This window comes from Polycladidibacter hongkongensis, from assembly GCF_001561995.1.
Lineage (GTDB): Bacteria > Pseudomonadota > Alphaproteobacteria > Rhizobiales > Stappiaceae > Pseudovibrio > Pseudovibrio hongkongensis.
On record NZ_LLWC01000017.1, the window covers coordinates 128,019 to 145,712 of the forward strand.

Consider the following 17,694-nt stretch of genomic DNA (forward strand, 5'->3'; position numbering starts at 1 on the left):
AGCTGCCGGGCACCCGTGTCTTTAGGGGGTGTGGCCTGGTGGGAGGGGTGGATCCTCTGACATTAGCAAGATAGAAATGCGCCGGTTTGCTGCCAAGTACGGATCGTTGGGAAAGAGTGGTTCTGTATCGGATTTTCCAACGACGGAATGGAAGCGATTTTCCGATATGCCGAATTCAGCAAGGATTTGGCGGGTAGCATTGGCACGATCTGCGGAGAGCTCCCAGCCGGTTTCTGTTGGAGACACAGGTGTTTGACCACTTGTTGTGTGTCCTGTGATGCGAATTCTGTTGGGCAGTCTGGCAATTACGGGTGTAATTTTTGCAAGCATCCGGCGGGTGATTTCATAGGGGTAGACAGAGCCTTCTGGGAACATCGAGCGCCCCTCTTGGTCCACCACCAGAATATTCAAACCTTCCTCGGTTTCTTCGAGTATCAGGTTTTTAGAAAGTTCTGCAATTTCCGGCATTTCCTGCAGGGCCTGCCTCAGTGAAACTGCGGCCGTTGCAAATTGGCGTGGTTTTTCAATCTCCGCCTTTTGCGTGTCGTAGGTGTTTGCTTCCGGTCCTTGCTTGTGGCGTTGATCGTGCCTAACTGCCGCGAAGTCTGAATCTGTTTCTTGTTGCTCTTGCGTGAAGTCTTTCATGTAGTCGCGCAGCGGGATGCCTTCTACTTCCAGCACACCAGCGCGTTTTGTCTCCTGCTTTACGCCAAAAGCATCTTTGATTGAGCCTGAGACGACTTGCAGTTTTTGCTTGTCTTGTACCGAAAAGGAGATGATCAGCACGAAGAAGCACACGAGGAGCGACATTAGATCGGCAAACGTCACCATCCATGCAGGGGCGCCTGTTTCTTCTGGTGGTTTCTTTCGTGCCATCGTAGCCTCTTTGCCGCGCTGCTACGCGGCCTCTTGCAACGCGCTATCGCGGTGTTGTTCTGGCAAGTACGCGGTGAGCATTTCGCGGATGAGTGAGGGGCTCTTGCTCTCACGAATTTGCAGTACCCCGTCAATAATCAGGGTTTGATTGAGCTCTTCTAACTCGGACTTTGAATCCAGCTTGTCTACGATGGGGAGGCAGATGATGTTGGCGATGAGCGAGCCATAAAGAGTGGTCAGCAGGGCGATTGCCATCGAAGGACCGATTGTGGCGGGATCGTCCATTGTTGCCAGCATTTTTACAAGGCCCACCAGGGTGCCAACCATGCCAAAAGCCGGTGCTGCGTCGCCAAGTTGCTTGTAGAAGCGGCGGCCTTCCGACAGGCGTAGCAGGTACAGATCTCGCTCGCGCTCCATATTTTCCTTAATGAAATCATGGTCGTAACCATCGGCGATGTATTGCATGCCCTTTTTCAAGTTTGGATCTGCCACTTCAACGCTTTCGAGGCCAAGTGGCCCTTGCCGGCGCGCGACGTCTGCGAGTTCCACAATCTCGTCGATCACTTCGCGACTCTCGATGCGCTTGTGCGTAAACGCGATTTTTCCGCCTACGGCACAGGCGCTCAGAATGCCTGAAAGTGGGAAACGAATAAGAGTAGCAGCGAGCCCGCCGCCAACGACAATTAAAATGGACGGCAAGTCATAGAATTGCGAGAGCGATCCGCCGAGCATAATGGATATGCCAACGACAATAAACGCCGTGACTATTCCTATAATCGTTGCAAAATCCATTGTGGCCTTATTATTCCCCGATGCTGCCCAAACGCCGTTGAGTGTTTGGCATCCGCCCCAGTATGTTCGCGACTGCTATGGTTACGCAACCGTGAAAGCACGAGGTAGTATTCGCAATATTAACTAATCAATTCTTACCGGAACGCAAATTTGCTCAGAATCTCGGGTTTTTGCCTAAGGTTGCTATCTCTAGCTAGGCCGCGCCGACCTTTAGTAGATCATGCAGGCGTATAATTCCTGCAGGCCTATTGTTCTCTACAATGAAGAGGGATGTAATTGCCTTAGAGTTTAGCAGCTCAATTGCCGTACCAAGATGGGTTTCTGCTTTTATTGTTACTGGTGAGCGGGTCATGATGTCTTCGACAGGCTTATCAAGGAAGTTCATCGAGATGTGTCGACGTAGATCACCGTCGGTAATTATGCCAACTAAATTGCCTTGATTGTTGGTTATACCCAGAACGCCAAAGCCCTTCTGCGTCATGAGGACGATGGCTTCTCGCATGCTAGTACCCATAAGTGCGAGGGGCATTGCGCTGCCTGTGTGCATGATTTCTTTTACATACATCAAGTTTGCGCCCAAGCGGCCACCGGGGTGGAAAATCTTGAAGTCTTGAGCGGAAAAACCCCGCGCTTCTAATAGGGTAATTGCCAAGGCGTCGCCCATGGCCATTTGCATAATCGTTGAGGTTGTCGGCGCGAGGCCATGGGGGCAGGCTTCTTCCACATGAGGCAGGGCTAGCGCAACATCGGCGGCACTGCCTAGGGCGCTGGTGCTGGAGCGGGTTATCGCGATTAGCGGGATCTTGAAGCGTCGGGTGAAGGCGATCAGGCTGGAAAGCTCTTGGGTGTCCCCCGACCACGATAGTGCAATAACCACATCTTCTTGTGTGATCATGCCAAGGTCGCCATGGCTTGCCTCACTTGCATGGACAAAGAAAGCCGGGGTACCCGTGGAGGCAAGAGTTGCGGCGATTTTGTTGCCGATGTGCCCGCTTTTGCCGATACCCGATACAATCACCCGGCCTGTTGATTTGGCAATAAGCGCGACTGCTGTGGTGAATGGTGTCTTGAGTTCCGCATGCAGTGCTTTGGAAACCTCATTTAAGGCCGTTGCCTCTTGGCCGAGAACGCGCGTTGCCGAGTTTACCCAACCTTCTTGTGTGCTTGCATCGGTTGAGAGAGAAATGGTTGGGCGCGGAAGGATCATGTTTTTCTCTTGTAAGCCATTGCGGAATTAATTGTTCCTCTTGTTACTCCTTTGGGAAAGGTGTTGGCAACCTTGCCGTTATGCAAATTAGGCTTTCATCGACTGCAAAAGGCCGTAATTGGTTGTTTGAAAGGCCCTGTGAAAATGTGCTGCGCGCACAAGTAAGGCCCCGCAAAATTTATCTATGCTTTAGTGTGGCTTGGATAGCGGATGTTGTGCGAAATGTGATCGCTGCGATAGGGTGCGACAGAGGAATAAGGGAGAACTTTTGGTGCTGCGAACTAGAAGATTTTATAGGTTGTTGGGATGTGGCGTGCTGCTTGTCTTGCTAGGTGTGCAAGGGGCCGTCGCCGATGCCGGATTTCAACGCTGGGTTCGTGGCTTCAAAGCAGAGGCGGTGAGAGCCGGAATTTCAGCACGGCTGTATGATCAGGTTTTTCAAGGGATGAAACCGGATCCCACTGTAATTCCCAAAGCAAGCAATCAGCCAGAGTTTACGCGGGCGATATGGCAATACATGGATTCTGCGGTCTCGGAACGCCGGTTGGCGGATGGACATAAGGCGCTGGAAGAATGGGAGCGTTGGCTGGATCGGATTGAAGGGCAGTATGGTGTTAGTAAACATGTTGTTCTTGCCGTCTGGGGCATGGAGAGTGCGTATGGTCAGATTTTTGGCAATCAGCGTTTGATCAAAAATACAGTACAAGCGCTAGCGACACTGGCCTATGAGGATCCTAAACGGAAAGACTATGCGCGAAAGCAGCTGATAGGTGCGTTGAAAATTCTACAAAACGGAGACATCGAGCTGGCGCAGATGCGCGGGTCGTGGGCTGGTGCTATGGGGCATACCCAGTTTATTCCAACCACATATCTCGCTTATGCTGTTGATGCAACAGGTGATGGCAAGCGAGATATCTGGAATTCGGTGCCAGATGCGCTGGCCTCAACCGCCGCCTATTTAAAGACCATGGGCTGGGAAAGCGGAAAAACGTGGGGCTATGAAGTCCGCTTACCAAAGGGGTTTGATTATCGCTTGGCTGGGAGTAAACGCAAACGTAGCCTTGCTGCCTGGCAGAAAATGGGAGTGCGGCGCGCAAATGGTTGGGAATTTCCTCGCGCTCAAGATCAGGCGCGGCTGTATTTACCGGCAGGGGCTCAAGGCCCCGCATTTCTGTTGCTTAAGAACTTCGATGTTATCAAGCGCTACAATAACGCAGATTCCTATGCTTTGGCGATCGGCCATTTAAGTGATCGTTTGTTAGGTGTCGAGGGTTTTGTTCAGGACTGGCCGCGGCATTTGCGACCGCTAAGCTTCAGTGAACGCAAGGAGATTCAGAGCCTCTTAAAAAAACGTGGCTACTATGCAGGCAAGATTGATGGCAAACTGGGTGCGCAGTCTCGAGCGGCGTTGCGCGCCTATCAGATTAGACGTGGTGAGGTAAGTGATGGCTACGCATCTAGCCTTGTGTTGGAGCAGTTGCGGAGTGCACACTAGAATTTGGGTATGAGGTTGTAAACGTGAGCATTGGTCGGCTTTGTGTAGTTTTGTTCTTGTGTCTGGCGGTGGCGAGTGCTGATGCTGCCTATCAGCCTGTATCTGCGCAAGTCCGACCTAATGGCGAAAAACAAACTAGCGGATTTTTCTCGTTCTTCGGCTTGTTTAAGAAGAGCGAACCTAAGGCAAAAAAGAAAACTAAATCAAGCTACAGGAAGAAGAAACGAACCCGCAACCGGAAGTCTCGTGTCAAGAAGGCCACGGCAGCGGCGGCGCTTGCTGTGCCGCAGATCGAGGAAAAAAAGAAGAACGAGGATGCGAAAGTTCTGCTGGTTGTTGGGGACCGCTTGGCTGAGGGGGGGGCCGAAGGACTACGCGCCGTTTATGCCGATACGCCTTCCATTCGCGTAAAAAAACTCGTTTATCCAAATCAGGGACTTGTGAAAACAAAGTACCCTGACTGGCCCGAAGATATCTCCAGTACACTGCGCAAAGAGGATGTACGTCTCGTCGTTGTGTTTATCGGCGCTCAGGATGATAAAAACTACGTATTGGGCGGTGAAACCCTGGCCTACCAAAGCCCCGAATGGGCGCAGGAGTATCGATTTCGCATCGCTTCGCTCGTTGCTTCGGTTCGCAATGAGCAATTGCCACTTATTTGGGTTGGGCTTGGCCCTGCGGAAGACTATGCAAAATCAGTCAACCTAAGCTACCTCAACCAGATGTATAAGGAGCAAGTAGAGCCAGCTGGGGGGCTTTGGGTCGATATCTGGCAAGCATTTCTTGACGAAGCTGGGGCATACGCGGATCGCGGACCAGACATTAGCGGCGTGCAAAAGACACTTCGCACGAAGGATGGTCTGTATTTCACATTCCCTGGCTATAGGAAAATTGCATATTTTGTCGAGCGAGAGATCGCCCGTTTGTTTGGAAGTGCCAGTGCATTTGTTTTTGAAGGTGTCCAGGATGATCCCTTCTTTATTGTACTAACCGGGCGGTTAAGTTCGCCTGAGTTGAAGCTGATTTCGACTGATTCTGAAGATGCTGAGGATAAAAAAAATAGTCTTGTGCAACAGGTTCTTGATGAAGAAAATTTAAGTAGAGCTACGGATCGCGTTGGGTCAATTTGGCTGGAGAACTGAATTAATTTTGTTTAGACTTTTATGATAATTTATGTAACCCGGTGAAATCTGTTAGAAATTCCCTAAATCACCTGGGCTGTGCGTTGCGTTGTCGCACGTAGGTATCCTAGCTTATCCCCTAGAGATTTTGGGAGAGCTGCTGGGATCGACCAGTGGTTGTGGGGCGCGCTTTGGCGCGAAAGCATAATGATTCAACTTTCGATTATCGGGCGATTTGTATTTATCGTTGCGCTTGCAATCACCATTATGGGTGCTGGCACTCTTTTTTCTTTTTACATCATCTACGAAACGTTGACCTCTGCTATGGCAGATGGGGCGTTTCGTCAAAGCTTGCTGTCGAGTGGGGGCGAAGGTGCTCTCATAGAGCTGCTGCAAGACAAACTTATCTTTATATCTGTTGTTTGTGCACCAGTTGGCGTGCTCTTTTTGGCGATTGCCTTTTTCATCGGCCTTCGAACCAAAACGGCGCTCGGTTCTTTGCAAACGGGCTTGGATGGCTTGGCTGCGGGCGAGCTTGATACCGAAATTGCCGGGATCAAACGCCGCGATGAAATTGGCCATATCGCCAGATCTATTGGCCAGTTTCGGGTGGTGTTGCGGCAAAAAGCCGAGGCTGAAATTGCCGCACAGATGGAGAAGGATATTGAGTTTGCCGAGGCGCGAAAGCAAGCACTGGAAGATGTGGCGCTCTCGTTTAAGCAATCAGTTGGCGGTGTAGTTGAGCAGCTCTATCAGATTAGCGAGTCGGTAGAGGCGCGCTCGATGAAGTTGGCGCGCAGTGTTAACGACGCTGCATCTGCTATGAACTCTTCAACAGATGCTGCTGTGGAAGCGCAACAAAGCGTACAAATGGTTGTTGAAACTGCGCAAGAGGTTGCCCGCTCGACCAACTCCATTAGTTCTGATGCAGATCAGGCAAACACAATCGCGCAACAGGCCGTACTCGAAGCTGAAAAAACGGATGAGATTGTTGGCCGACTTGCTGAAAGTGGTCGCGCGATTGGCGAGGTTGTTGAACTTATTGATCAAATTGCAGATCAAACCAACCTTTTGGCTTTGAATGCGACGATTGAAGCGGCGCGCGCCGGAGAAGCCGGGCGTGGCTTTGCGATTGTTGCGAACGAGGTGAAGGACTTGGCTGGGCAGACCTCTAAAGCAACCGAGGAAATTTCGCAGCAGGTGCAGGCTGTTCAGGATGTGGCAGAACAGACGGTACAGGCGATCCGCAGTATTCGTGGGACAATTGATCAGATAAACGAGCTCGCTGGCAACATTGATCGCGCCGTGAGTGATCAACGGTTTGCCACTGACGGAATTTCCGACAGTCTGGAGAGTGCACATAGTAGCGCACAACGTGTTGCTGCTGATATTGAGCAGATGCAGCGTGACTACAAGGCGACACAGGAAACCTCGGGACACATGCATGAGACATCTGAGCAGCTCGGGCGCTTATCTGGCTCGCTGCGAGGTGAGGTTGAGAAATTTCTTGGAACCGTACAATCGGCCTAGCCCGGAATAAATGGTTCACCGAGAAGCCGTCCCTGTGTGGGGCGGCTTTTTTTGTCTACACGACCTATCACGCCTGTGTGAGCGGCAAGTGAAAGCTGGTGTGCGATACGCTGCTCTAATCCTACTAAAACTAGCTGAAATTACTTAGAATGCTGTTTTCACAGCAGAAATTATGCCGAAGGTAAGTGAGCCCAAATGACGTTCAGCTCACAGGTGTTTTATTTCCTATTTAACTGGTTTTCCTTGAGGTTTGTTGGCGAGGCAAACGTCTCGACAAGACAAATGACCTGACCAACCAGAGGATGATCGTCATGTCTAAACTTACTATTTCTGCTGTTGCAATGGCTGGTGCTGTTACCGCTGCTCTGGCTACTGTTGGTTCCACCGGTGCATTGGCAGCGGGCGAAAATGAGAAATGCTACGGTGTTGCGCTCGCAGGCCAAAATGATTGTAAGGCCGGCGCGGGCACCACATGTGCAGGTTCCTCCACTGTTGATTATCAAGGCAATGCTTGGAAGCTGGTTCCAAAAGGTACTTGCGTGGATATGGAAGTACCGGGTGATCGCAAGGGTTCACTGACCGCGCTCGATCGCGACCTGCCGAAGAGCTAAGCCTGTTACAACAAAGAGCAAGGCGGCGCGCAGGCCGTGTCCGCCTGCTTTTTCCTGCTTCCGAGATAACTTGAGGTATGCGAGATGGATCAATATCCAGACCACATTAAGAGTGCCCCATCAAGCGATTACGATCGGGTGCGCCAAGGGATCAAGCAGGGATTTGGTGTTGGGCTCAAGACGCAACATTATGCCGAGATCATCAAGAGTAAGCCGCCCCTTGAGTTTTTCGAGGTGCATGCAGAAAACTATATGGGTGCAGGCGGCGCGCCTCACGCTTATCTGGAGCGAATAGCGCAAGACTACCCGATCTCAGTGCATGGGGTTGGGCTTTCAATCGGAGGTGAGAAGCCATTAAACGAGCTTCACCTTCAGCGCCTGAAAGGCGTTGTGGAGCGTTACCAGCCGGTACTGTTCTCAGAGCATCTGGCATGGTCGTCGCATGAGCCAATTTACTATAATGATTTGTTGCCACTGCCCTACACAGAGGCGACGCTAGCGCGGGTTGTGGAGCACATAGATGAAGTGCAAAACGTGGTTGGGCGGCAAATGCTGCTTGAAAACCCATCGACCTACGTTCTGTTTAGCGAAAGCACGATGAGCGAGACGGTTTTTTTGCGTGAGGTGGCAAAACGCAGTGGCTGTGGGCTCTTGCTTGACGTGAATAATATCTTCGTTTCCTGCAGCAACAGCGGTACCGACGCGCATAGCTATGTTGATGCCTTCCCACTGGAGTTTGTAGGCGAGGTGCATCTGGGCGGACATACGCCCGATGAAGATGAATACGGCAACCCGCTGCTGATCGATTCGCATGACAGAGAGGTGATTGATCCGGTTTGGCACCTTTACGGCTACGCTATTGCGCGGATGGGACTTCGCCCCACCTTGATCGAGTGGGATAACGATGTGCCAGAGTTTGCTAAGCTGATGGGAGAAGCCGTGCTGGCACAAAAGATGTGCGAGACGTCACTTGCCGACGCGACGCGTTGAGAGGTTGTTATGCCGAGACCTACCGTACATTCGCGCTTTGCCGCGGCCTTATTGGAAGAAGTAAGCGCAGTGCCATCTGGCGTTGTTGGCCGGAACGGGCAAATCAGCGCGAGGCGCTTCGGTGTTTATCGCAATAATGTTATGGCGAGTTTGATTGATGCATTGGCCAGCAATTTTCCCATGGTTGCACAGTTACTTGGCGCGGAGTTTTTTCGCGCAATGGCGGCTGAGTTTGTGCGTGGTGAACCACCGAGGCAGCCTGTCCTAAGCGAATATGGAGAGAGACTTCCTGCGTTTATGTCCGGTTTTCCTCCGCTGGCGGAGTATTCGTACATTGCCGATGTTGCGCGACTGGAATGGGCATGGCTGCAGGCTTACCACAGCGCTGATTGGCCAGTATTGCAAAGCGAGAAGCTTGCCGCGCTGGCTCCTGAAAAGCTCATGGGCGCCAAGCTTTCTTTCCTGCCCAGTTGCCGCTTGGTTGAGCTTCGTTACGAGGTGGCTGCGATTTGTTTTGGCTCGGGGGGGCATGACTGCGCCGTGGCAGAGCTGGACGCGCGCGCAGGGGATGCAGGCAAAGTGAACGATAGGAGCCAGTTCTGCGTCTTAGCGCGCCCGCAGCTGCATGTCAGGTGCGCTGTTGTGGATGAGGGAACCTACTTTTTCTTGCGGCAGTTGAAGCGGGGGAACTCACTTTCACAAGCGGGAGAAGCGGCGCTTGCTACATTTAAAGGGTTTGATTTAAGCGCATCGCTAACAGCGGGGCTGCAGAGCGGTGCAGTTAGCGACGTGCATGAGGGATAACCAATTGCGGGAAACAGCTAGGGAGGCTGGTGATGTTGGCAAGTGGTCTAAAACGACTTTACCAAGCGGTGTTTCAAGGCATCGAGTTCTTTGCGGGAAACTGGTTTCTAGGAGCTTTTGTGCGCTTTTGCTTTGCGGCGGTGTTGCTGGTGTATTTCTGGAATTCGGCGTTGACGAAGATTTCCGCTGGTGCACTGGGATTTTTGCAGCCGAGTGTTGGCGCTTATGCACAAATTCTCCCTAGCCTCACAGAGACAGCTGGATATGATGTTTCTCAGATAGCCTTTTTTCCTTATGGCTTGATTGTTCTGATGGGAACTTGGGCAGAGTTTGTGCTGCCAGCGCTTATTGTTGCAGGGTTGTTCACGCGGGCGGCGAGCCTTGGATTTATTGGGTTTGTGGCGGTGATGACCTACGTTGATGTTACCGGACACGGGGTGGATGCTGGTGCTGTGGGGGCTTGGTTTGATGGCAATCCAGCTTCGTTGATCGCAGATCAGCGGCTGTTGTGGATGGTGATGCTGGTCTATTTGGTGTTAAAGGGGCCGGGTCAGCTCTCGCTAGATTATCTTCTTGGCAGAATGAGCCGCTGAATTAACGCTGCTGCAAGATCCAGTGGCACTTATGTGATAATTATGCTTGCCAAGATTTAGGGCTCTGCTATTGCAGACCTATGGAATTTTCTAGTGACAACTGGGCTGGTGCAACGGAAGCTGTAAGTGCTGCCCTTGCTCGCCATGCCAGCGGCTTTGCACCTGCTTATGGTGTTGATCCGCTTAGCCGCTCGATTGAGCAGAAGTTCAATGAAGTCTTTGAACGCGATGTAGCTGTGTTTCTGGTTTCAACCGGGACGGCAGCAAACTCGCTTGCGCTCGCGCATTACTCAAGACCGGGCGGCGTGGTCTTTTGTCACGAAGAGGCGCATATCAATGTTGACGAATGTAACGCTCCTGAGTTTGCCACTGGTGGCAACAAGATTTTTGGGGTACCCGGAAAAGACGGCAAGCTAACGGCACAAAGCCTGCTTGCGGCTATGGCACGGCATCCGGAAGGTGTGGTGCATCAGGGCCAACCGGCTGCTGTTTCACTCACGCAAGCGACGGAATGCGGCACGATCTACAGCATTGGCGAAATTGAGCAGGTCGTGGCGGCGGCGAAGACGCGGGACTTGCCAGTGCATATGGACGGTGCGCGATTTGCGAATGCGTTGGTCTCGCTCAATGCAACTCCGGCGCAGATGACGTGGCAGGCAGGCATTGATGTGCTGTCGTTTGGCGCAACGAAAAACGGCTGTTGGTGTGCTGAGGCGGTAGTTTTCTTCAATCCTGATGACGCTCGTGGCTTTGAGTATTTGCGCAAGCGTTCAGCGCAGCTTTTCTCTAAGAGCCGATTTATATCTGCGCAGTTTGAAGGCTATTTCGAGAATGATGACTGGCTGCGGAACGCTCGTCACGCGAATGCGATGGCGCGAAAGATTGCAGATGATCTGGATAAGAAACAGAGTGTGCGCTTGCTTGTAAGTCCGCAGTCGAACGAGGTGTTCCCGATTGTTAAGAAGGCTGATGCCGCGCGTTTGCTAGAAGCGGGGGTTGGTTTTTATGATTGGCCTGCCGATGGTCTGGCGGAGGATGAAGTGATGATCCGTTTTGTCACCAGCTTCGCAACGACTGAGGAGATGGTCGAGCGACTAGTCTCACATTTCTCATAGTGCATGAACGAACTGGTTGAAAAAAAACACCCCGCCAGCCTAGCGCTGTGCGGGGTGTTTGTCGTCTAGGGGAACCGGCAAAAGTGTGTGCGGTTGGGAGGAAGACCGCACATATTGCGCTTGGTGAGCCTCGGGCTTGGGAGGAGACAGGCTCACCAGCGCTTGAAGGTACCTTAGTTCAGTTCTCCTTCAATCTGTTTCGCATCTCCGGCGTTGGCACTTTGGATCGAGATTTTTCGCGGTTTCATTGCTTCTGGCAGTTCCCGCAATAGGTCAATGTGCAGTAAGCCATGTTCCATGCTTGCGCCATCGACGCGCACATGATCAGCGAGCTGGAAGCGTCGCTCGAATGCGCGGGAGGCAATGCCACGGTAGAGGACTTCTTTGTCCTCGCTCTCCTGCGCTTTTTCGCCATGTACGGCGAGGGTGTGATCTCGCGTTTCTATGGTTAGCTCATCTTCCTTAAATCCGGCGACGGCCATGGTGATGCGATAAGTGTCATCCCCTGTGCGCTCTATATTGTAAGGCGGGTAAGCAGAGCCTTGATCGGAGTTGGCGCTATCTAGCATGGAGAACATGCGATCGAAGCCAACTGTACTACGATAAAGTGGGGTGAAATCTAAGTGACGCATATTTAGTCCTCTTCAATGAGCAACATAGGTCCGTTCTCCCAAAGTGCTTTGGGAGGGATGTTTTGGTTTTAGCGCCCCGTATTGGCGACGCTGGTCTTGGCTGCGGATCCTCTTGGCCTCCGCATGATTTAGAGATGGGAAAGCTGCAAAACTGTTTCAAGTGGTTTTGAGTTACTTGGTGTGCGTTTCTGCGATTAAAGGAAGTGAGATTTCTTAAAAACTACAATAAAACAAATAGTTATTGTTATTAATGGAAAATGAATTTCTTATGCTGAGAGGGTTAAGCGGCGGCTGGCTAGGGTGTCTTTAGGGAATACGAGGAAACCTAGAGAACGCGTGGGGAAGGGATTTTACATGATGAAGACCTACCAGAAGACTGCCGCTGCATTTGTTTTGGCGATGAGTGTGTTGTTGCCGAGTGCGCAAGCTGCTGAGCGGTTTACGATGCAATTTCATTTTGGCAACGGGCCAACTTGGAGTTGGCATGGCGGACCGGTTTACCCGCATGCCCAGCAGGGGCATTGGTATGCAAAAAAGTATCGTTTAAACAAACGGCAGATCCGGCGATATCTTCGCTCGATGGGATATCGCAATATTAAAAAAATTCGGCCGCGTGGTGATGTTTATGTCGTGAAAGCCAAATGGCGGGGACGCAAAAAAGTGCGTTTGGTAATGGATGCGTACTCAGGATGGATACTCAAGGCGCGCTATATTAACTAGAGATGATTGGTTAAGGCTCTGACTTTATTGCGGAGCCTTTTCTTTTGGCCATCGGGATTGGGTGGCTTGGCTGCCGAACTTTGAGAGGGTACGCTGCAGTGATTTGATTGAGGGGCAGCATGGAACTGATTGCGATTGATTCAAACCCGATACCCGATGGTGCGTCGTGCTTTTCGCTGGTACCTGAGAAGGGTGTGACGCTACGTGTCGCGACGTGGGTTGCGAAAGGAGCGGCGAAGGGAACGGTGACACTTGTTCAGGGGCGTTCTGAATTTATCGAAAAGTATTTTGAAGTAATTGAGGAATTGCGAAGTCGTGGTTTCCATGTTGTCGCATTTGATTTGCGTGGGCAGGGTGGTTCGTCCAGATTGCTTAAAAGCCAGTTCAAAGGGCACATAAGGGCCTTTTCTGAGTACAAGGAAGATCTCCGTGTTGTGCTGGAGGATGTGGCGCTAGCGCGGTTTCCCGGGCCACACTATCTGTTGGGCCACTCGACAGGGTGCTCGGTTATTCTTGATAGTGCTGCACGGTTGCGGACACAGGTGGAGCGGGTGGTATTAAGCTCGCCTTTGGTTGAGATCAAACTACCAAAGTGGGGGCGTAAGCCCGCGCGGTGGTTGGCACGCATTATGGTGGCATGTGGGTTGGGCGCTTTTTATGTGCCCGGCGGGAGCAGTCGTCTTGTAGAACCGTTTCAGGGAAACAAGCTAACGAGTGATGGACCGCGTTACCAACGCATGGTTGACATCCTAACCGCGAAGCCAGAGCTTGGTGTCGGCTCTCCAACAGCAGGTTGGTTTCATCGGGTAAGCGCAGCGCTTCAGAGGATTCGTTCGGTTAAGTTTGCTCGGCAAGATGGGCCACCTACGCTCGTTGTTGCATCGGGAGCGGACAGAATAGTGTGTAAGCAGGCAAGTGAAACCTTATGCAGGTATAGTTCTTGGATGGCTTATCTAGAAGTGCGCGGCGCGCAGCACGAACTGCTTATGGAGCAAGACAAGTATCGGTCGCAGTTTTGGGCAGCGTTTGATGCATTTGTGCCGCTGGATGACGCACCGCCAATCATGAGCCGCGTTGAAGAGACAGTCTGACAGGCCGGAATGCGGGCGCTCACTTGTTACGATGAGTGCCCCTAGCTCCGGCGGGCGGCTAAACAAGCCTATACAACTTGAGAGAGACGCTTCAGGAGTTGTGAGTGCACTCGGGCATCTCCCGTCACGACAACCCGGCCACCGTCATCGACATCGCCGCCGGCCCAGTTAGTGATAATTGCGCCAGCGCCTTTGATGATCGGAATTAGCGGATAGATATCGTAGATTTGCAAGCCGCTTTCAATGACAGCGTCGCACTGACCTGCGGCGACCATGGCGTACCCATAGCAATCTGTTCCGTATCGGCTGAGTTTTACCTGCTGCTCTATTTCATCAAATGCGGTGCGTTCATCACCCTTGAATAGCTCTGGTGTTGTTGTCATCAACACTGCATTTTCTAGGCCCGAGCACTGGCGAGAGCGCAGGCGTCGTTCGCCTAGCGGGCCACGGTACCATGAATTTACGCAGTCGCCCCAGTAACGCTCGTTGTTATAGGGCTGGCTCATCATGCCAAGAGTTGGTGCTCCTTCATGGCGTAGGCCAATGAGGGTGCCCCAAAGCGGGATGCCGCTGATGAAAGCGCGCGTGCCATCAACAGGATCCAAGATCCACTGCGTTGCAGCTTCGGTGTTGGTGCATCCATGCTCTTCACCGATTATGCCATGCTCTGGATAGGCGCTTGTGATCAACTCTCGGATCGCTGTTTCTGCATCCCTATCCGCTATGGTAACTGGATCGAACCCTTGCTCGTATTTGTTGTCGACCGAGATTGGAGAGCGAAAGTGCTGTAGTGTTATCCGGTCGGCTGCGTCGGCAAGCTGATGTAGAAATGCTTGGCTTGGCAAAGAATGGGACATCTGATCAGGTCCGTGAAGTTGATCGAGTGAAAATTGCACAAGTATTGATGCAACAGAAGTGCGCGTGTTTGGTTCGCTTCTATTAGGTTTTGATTGTGCTTGTAAATAGAGGTCGCGGTGTTTTTTGCCAAGCCTATGGTAACCACTGGAGATCGCAGCGTTAACCTGCGAAGCAGCTGGATGAGGTATACGTTTTCTAGTTGGCCCATTTGAGCGACCCTGCTGCATAGCTGCAGGGTGTTGTAGATGTGCCGCAGTCGCTCCGTTAGCTGAGGCTAGAGGTGAAACCTTAGTTGACCCAAGGGTAATTTAATGAGGTAATGACTGTGTGCGATACGCACCTCTCTATCACTAAGAGAGTCTCCTCCAAAGACTTCTGCGCTTGCCTTCATGTTGTAGGCAAGCGTCTTTTTATTCAGCGGCGATTTGGCTGCCCTCGCCCCACGATATTTGCTGGGCAAGTTCCAAAAGTACGCAATTGACGTTGTATTTCAATTCAACAATACCATTATGTGGGCGGATTGATTGCTCATCCATATAAAGTGCGCGGTTGATCTCAATCTGTATCGCGTGCAGGCCTTTTTCCCGTCTGCCATAATGCTCTGTGATAAAGCCCCCTGCATACGGTTTGTTTTGCGCAACTGTGTACCCCTTGTTTCGGAGCAAGGAGACAACGAGATCAGAAAGACGGCCGGCGCAAGAGCTACCAAAACGATCGCCTATGACGAAATCCGGCCGCTTGGCGTTGGCTTCTTTGCTGTTTGGTATGGATGGCATAGAGTGCCAGTCAAATAAGATCGCGTAGCCGAATTGTCGTTGGATATCTCCAAGGCAGGTGCGTAGCTGGCGGTGGTATGGCTTGTAGAGGCTTTCGACGCGATGTAACGCTTCGGCTGCTGGGAGGCGTTGACGATAAATCTCTCTACCTTCTGATGCGATTCGCGCGATTGTGCCGAGCCCACCCGCGACACGCAGGGATCGGCTGTTGATGTAGTTCGGGAGCTTGCCCTCAAACATCTTGGGGTCGAGTTCGTAAGGTTCTCGGTTTAAATCTAGATAGGCGCGGGGAAAGTTTGCTTTCATGTAAGTGAGGCCGAACCGGTGGATGTCATCCAGTAGCAGGTCAAGATAAGCATCTTCCGAGCGACGAATCTCATGTTTGTCGAGGCGTGAGCTTTCCAAAAAGGATGTCAGATAGTGCCTGCCAGCGTGTGGAGAGTTGGCGAGCAACGGCAGAGGCGTTTCGTGTGGCCCTTGTTTAGGGTGATGAACTTCAAATGCGGCAATTTGGCCCGTAACAGCTTTTGGAGTAGCTGAAGGCGTGCTGTAGCTTGACACCTCTATCAGGCCATCCGATTGCGCTTTCAAAATCGGCTCCCCTCAATTGCGATGATTGCGGTTCTATTGATTTTTGACGAAACCTGATTAGGGTCACGTTTCGTCGATACAATGCGTATTTGGTGTAGCTGCCTGCGCTGACTAACAAGAAAACTATAACGTGATTAATAGGCGCTTCAAAGGGACTGGGGCGAAAATTAACCAGTGGAGGCTTTTGGATAAACGCGAATGTCGAAGATTTTGCTGGCTGAAGATGATGGAGATATGCGCCGCTTTTTGCAAAAAGCGCTGGAAAAGGCGGGGCATGATGTCGTTTGTTTTGATAATGGAAAAAGCGCATATGAGCGGGTGAGAGAAGAGCCGTTTTCGCTATTACTGACGGATATTGTAATGCCAGAGATGGACGGGATTGAGTTGGCACGAAAAGCAACGCAACTCGACCCGGATTTGAAGGTGATGTTTATTACCGGGTTTGCTGCTGTTGCGTTGAATCACGATTCTCAGACCCCTAAGGATGCCAAGGTGTTGTCCAAGCCGTTTCATCTGCGTGAGCTGGTGCAAGAGGTGGAAAAGATGCTGGCATCTTGAGTTTTCGGGGGCGAATGTGGAAAGGAAAGGCATTTTTATAAATTGGGTCTTGCAAGGGGGCAAGATTCCCCTTATACGGCTCTCCACCACAGCGGAAACGCAAGGGTGGTAACCACTTGAAAGTTATGGGCGTGTAGCTCAGCGGGAGAGCACTACGTTGACATCGTAGGGGTCACAAGTTCGATCCTTGTCACGCCCACCATTTCTTTTTGCGGGTTTGTCCGCTTCAAGTGGTCGATTTCCTTCCAGCGCCGAATAGCGGTTGCCTTTCAGGCGCGGAGGAGTTATGTCGACACCACCTGAGCCGGAAGGCTGTAATAAAACAAACCTAGCGGATCGTGATGTTCAGGATCCCGGATGGAAAAAACCCGAACGGGGACAGGACAATGAAGATTAAGAACTCTCTTAAGGCTCTCATGGGCCGTCATCGCGACAACCGCATGGTTCGCCGTAAGGGTCGCGTATACATCATTAACAAGAAAAACCCTCGCTTTAAGGCTCGTCAGGGTTAATATTGGCCCGCAAACTCTAGGTAGTTTGTAAAAGGGGTCCAATTTTCTTGGAATTGAAAATCGCATGCATTGAGTGAAATACTCTTCGCATGCGATTTTTTTTGTGTTTGCTCCCCCTTGCCTCTGTCGCTTCGGCACAGCGTTTTTGCTCTTGGCCCGCTTTGGTGCCCGGGCTATTCTTGGCTGTGCTATTGTCTTGCACCTGTTTTTCCGCACGTGCTGATGACTTGCGTGCAACGAAGCAAAATGACCTGACAGATCAGCGGGCAAGTGGTGACATCGTAGCTGGGCCGGATCTTGATGACCAATTCAGACAGCTAAGAGAGGCGCAGAGCGAAAGTGATGCGCAAAGAGTAGAAGCGCAGCTGAAAGCGATGCTGAACGCATCGGGAAGCGCGACAGTTGACTTGTTGATGGTGCGCGCAAGTGTTGCAGTGAAGGAAGAGAAGTACGCGCTCGCGCTTGATCTGCTAGATCAGGTGGTGTTGTTGCGCCCTGAATTTGTTGAGGGCTGGAACCGTCGTGCACAGGTTCATTTCGTACTACAGGACTACACATTGTCTCTTCGGGATTTGGAGAAGGTGCTGTCCCTTGAGCCGCGCCATGTCTGGGCGATGATAGGCCTTGGTGTTATCATGCGTGAGCTTAAGCGCCCTGAAGAGGCGCTGAGGGTTTATCGCAGGGTACTAGAGCACTACCCGTTACAAACCACCGCAAGAGAGGCTGTCGTGCAACTGCGCGCACAGCTGCGTGGCTCCGGCATATAGCTACTGTGCTATGTCTTTAAACTGGGCTCAAGAAAAAGCCCGCTGATGATATGCA

Annotated in this window: 19 protein-coding genes and 1 tRNA gene; 14 read left to right on the plus strand and 6 right to left on the minus strand. The window is 51.7% G+C overall.

What is annotated here, in order from left to right:
• Positions 1 to 21: 21 nt before the first annotated feature.
• The 3 genes from AYK82_RS07050 to AYK82_RS07060 all read right to left on the minus strand — a co-directional run bounded on the left by AYK82_RS07050 (position 22) and on the right by AYK82_RS07060 (position 2,875).
• Positions 22 to 876, minus strand: coding sequence for an OmpA/MotB family protein (locus AYK82_RS07050; protein ID WP_068313294.1), 855 nt, complete (start codon positions 874 to 876; stop codon positions 22 to 24).
• A gap of 21 nt (positions 877 to 897) precedes the next feature.
• The gene (locus AYK82_RS07055) at positions 898 to 1,668 is read right to left on the minus strand and encodes a motility protein A (RefSeq protein ID WP_068313297.1); all 771 of its coding nucleotides are present in this window, start codon (positions 1,666 to 1,668) and stop codon (positions 898 to 900) included.
• Positions 1,669 to 1,861: 193 nt separating this feature from the next.
• Entirely contained in the window at positions 1,862 to 2,875 is a 1,014-nt protein-coding gene (locus tag AYK82_RS07060) for a KpsF/GutQ family sugar-phosphate isomerase (protein WP_068313300.1), read from the minus strand.
• Between the two features lie 313 nt (positions 2,876 to 3,188).
• Here AYK82_RS07060 and AYK82_RS07065 point away from each other — a divergent pair, with 313 nt between their 5' ends.
• The 8 genes from AYK82_RS07065 (at position 3,189) to AYK82_RS07100 (ending at position 11,134) form a co-directional block, all read left to right on the plus strand.
• A complete protein-coding gene (locus AYK82_RS07065) occupies positions 3,189 to 4,370 on the plus strand; it encodes a lytic murein transglycosylase (RefSeq protein WP_244265723.1) in 1,182 nt (393 codons plus the stop codon).
• A 23-nt stretch (positions 4,371 to 4,393) separates the two neighbouring features.
• Positions 4,394 to 5,512 (plus strand): SGNH/GDSL hydrolase family protein, encoded by a 1,119-nt coding sequence (locus AYK82_RS07070; RefSeq protein WP_068313306.1) that lies wholly within the window; start codon positions 4,394 to 4,396, stop codon positions 5,510 to 5,512.
• Between the two features lie 186 nt (positions 5,513 to 5,698).
• Positions 5,699 to 7,021, plus strand: a complete 1,323-nt coding sequence (locus AYK82_RS07075; RefSeq protein ID WP_208976425.1) for a methyl-accepting chemotaxis protein — start codon at positions 5,699 to 5,701, stop codon at positions 7,019 to 7,021.
• A gap of 311 nt (positions 7,022 to 7,332) precedes the next feature.
• Positions 7,333 to 7,632 carry a BufA1 family periplasmic bufferin-type metallophore gene (locus tag AYK82_RS07080; RefSeq protein WP_068313309.1) on the plus strand — a complete coding sequence of 100 codons (300 nt, stop codon included), beginning with the start codon at positions 7,333 to 7,335 and terminating at the stop codon, positions 7,630 to 7,632.
• A gap of 84 nt (positions 7,633 to 7,716) precedes the next feature.
• Positions 7,717 to 8,622, plus strand: coding sequence for an MNIO family bufferin maturase (bufB, locus tag AYK82_RS07085; RefSeq protein WP_082733796.1), 906 nt, complete (start codon positions 7,717 to 7,719; stop codon positions 8,620 to 8,622).
• Between the two features lie 9 nt (positions 8,623 to 8,631).
• Positions 8,632 to 9,426: an HvfC/BufC N-terminal domain-containing protein gene (locus AYK82_RS07090; RefSeq protein WP_068313312.1), complete on the plus strand. Its 795-nt coding sequence runs from the start codon at positions 8,632 to 8,634 to the stop codon at positions 9,424 to 9,426.
• 32 nt (positions 9,427 to 9,458) lie between these two features.
• Positions 9,459 to 10,019, plus strand: a complete 561-nt coding sequence (locus AYK82_RS07095) for a DoxX family protein (protein ID WP_068313316.1) — start codon at positions 9,459 to 9,461, stop codon at positions 10,017 to 10,019.
• 80 nt (positions 10,020 to 10,099) lie between these two features.
• Positions 10,100 to 11,134, plus strand: coding sequence for a threonine aldolase family protein (locus AYK82_RS07100; RefSeq protein WP_068313319.1), 1,035 nt, complete (start codon positions 10,100 to 10,102; stop codon positions 11,132 to 11,134).
• A 173-nt stretch (positions 11,135 to 11,307) separates the two neighbouring features.
• On the opposite strand, the gene AYK82_RS07105 is transcribed toward AYK82_RS07100, so the two are convergent.
• Positions 11,308 to 11,766 carry an Hsp20 family protein gene (locus tag AYK82_RS07105; RefSeq protein WP_068313322.1) on the minus strand — a complete coding sequence of 153 codons (459 nt, stop codon included), beginning with the start codon at positions 11,764 to 11,766 and terminating at the stop codon, positions 11,308 to 11,310.
• Positions 11,767 to 12,120: 354 nt separating this feature from the next.
• Here AYK82_RS07105 and AYK82_RS07110 point away from each other — a divergent pair, with 354 nt between their 5' ends.
• Both AYK82_RS07110 and AYK82_RS07115 read left to right on the plus strand, forming a co-directional pair.
• Positions 12,121 to 12,486 carry a hypothetical protein gene (locus tag AYK82_RS07110; RefSeq protein WP_068313325.1) on the plus strand — a complete coding sequence of 122 codons (366 nt, stop codon included), beginning with the start codon at positions 12,121 to 12,123 and terminating at the stop codon, positions 12,484 to 12,486.
• Positions 12,487 to 12,605: 119 nt separating this feature from the next.
• Positions 12,606 to 13,577, plus strand: a complete 972-nt coding sequence (locus tag AYK82_RS07115) for an alpha/beta hydrolase (RefSeq protein WP_068313328.1) — start codon at positions 12,606 to 12,608, stop codon at positions 13,575 to 13,577.
• A 68-nt stretch (positions 13,578 to 13,645) separates the two neighbouring features.
• Here the strand turns inward: AYK82_RS07115 and hisN are convergent, their stop codons facing one another.
• Positions 13,646 to 14,434: a histidinol-phosphatase gene (hisN, locus tag AYK82_RS07120; protein WP_068313333.1), complete on the minus strand. Its 789-nt coding sequence runs from the start codon at positions 14,432 to 14,434 to the stop codon at positions 13,646 to 13,648.
• A gap of 411 nt (positions 14,435 to 14,845) precedes the next feature.
• Positions 14,846 to 15,721, minus strand: a complete 876-nt coding sequence (locus AYK82_RS07125) for an N-formylglutamate amidohydrolase (RefSeq protein ID WP_082733806.1) — start codon at positions 15,719 to 15,721, stop codon at positions 14,846 to 14,848.
• A 279-nt stretch (positions 15,722 to 16,000) separates the two neighbouring features.
• Here AYK82_RS07125 and cpdR point away from each other — a divergent pair, with 279 nt between their 5' ends.
• The 4 genes from cpdR (at position 16,001) to AYK82_RS07145 (ending at position 17,639) form a co-directional block, all read left to right on the plus strand.
• Positions 16,001 to 16,360, plus strand: coding sequence for a cell cycle two-component system response regulator CpdR (gene cpdR / locus AYK82_RS07130; RefSeq protein ID WP_068313336.1), 360 nt, complete (start codon positions 16,001 to 16,003; stop codon positions 16,358 to 16,360).
• A 127-nt stretch (positions 16,361 to 16,487) separates the two neighbouring features.
• Positions 16,488 to 16,562, plus strand: a tRNA-Val gene (locus AYK82_RS07135).
• 184 nt (positions 16,563 to 16,746) lie between these two features.
• Positions 16,747 to 16,872, plus strand: a complete 126-nt coding sequence (gene ykgO, locus AYK82_RS07140) for a type B 50S ribosomal protein L36 (RefSeq protein WP_008551489.1) — start codon at positions 16,747 to 16,749, stop codon at positions 16,870 to 16,872.
• Positions 16,873 to 17,063: 191 nt separating this feature from the next.
• Positions 17,064 to 17,639, plus strand: a complete 576-nt coding sequence (locus tag AYK82_RS07145) for a tetratricopeptide repeat protein (RefSeq protein WP_172795206.1) — start codon at positions 17,064 to 17,066, stop codon at positions 17,637 to 17,639.
• Positions 17,640 to 17,694: the final 55 nt, after the last annotated feature.

Coding starts and splice junctions, on each gene's coding strand:
- AYK82_RS07050 (WP_068313294.1), bottom strand. CDS start 876: ATGGCACGAAAGAAACCACCAGAAGAAACAGGCGCCCCTGCATGGATG.
- AYK82_RS07055 (WP_068313297.1), bottom strand. CDS start 1,668: ATGGATTTTGCAACGATTATAGGAATAGTCACGGCGTTTATTGTCGTT.
- AYK82_RS07060 (WP_068313300.1), bottom strand. CDS start 2,875: ATGATCCTTCCGCGCCCAACCATTTCTCTCTCAACCGATGCAAGCACA.
- AYK82_RS07075 (WP_208976425.1), top strand. CDS start 5,699: ATGATTCAACTTTCGATTATCGGGCGATTTGTATTTATCGTTGCGCTT.
- AYK82_RS07080 (WP_068313309.1), top strand. CDS start 7,333: ATGTCTAAACTTACTATTTCTGCTGTTGCAATGGCTGGTGCTGTTACC.
- bufB (WP_082733796.1), top strand. CDS start 7,717: ATGGATCAATATCCAGACCACATTAAGAGTGCCCCATCAAGCGATTAC.
- AYK82_RS07090 (WP_068313312.1), top strand. CDS start 8,632: ATGCCGAGACCTACCGTACATTCGCGCTTTGCCGCGGCCTTATTGGAA.
- AYK82_RS07095 (WP_068313316.1), top strand. CDS start 9,459: ATGTTGGCAAGTGGTCTAAAACGACTTTACCAAGCGGTGTTTCAAGGC.
- AYK82_RS07100 (WP_068313319.1), top strand. CDS start 10,100: ATGGAATTTTCTAGTGACAACTGGGCTGGTGCAACGGAAGCTGTAAGT.
- AYK82_RS07105 (WP_068313322.1), bottom strand. CDS start 11,766: ATGCGTCACTTAGATTTCACCCCACTTTATCGTAGTACAGTTGGCTTC.
- AYK82_RS07110 (WP_068313325.1), top strand. CDS start 12,121: ATGATGAAGACCTACCAGAAGACTGCCGCTGCATTTGTTTTGGCGATG.
- AYK82_RS07115 (WP_068313328.1), top strand. CDS start 12,606: ATGGAACTGATTGCGATTGATTCAAACCCGATACCCGATGGTGCGTCG.
- hisN (WP_068313333.1), bottom strand. CDS start 14,434: ATGTCCCATTCTTTGCCAAGCCAAGCATTTCTACATCAGCTTGCCGAC.
- cpdR (WP_068313336.1), top strand. CDS start 16,001: ATGTCGAAGATTTTGCTGGCTGAAGATGATGGAGATATGCGCCGCTTT.
- ykgO (WP_008551489.1), top strand. CDS start 16,747: ATGAAGATTAAGAACTCTCTTAAGGCTCTCATGGGCCGTCATCGCGAC.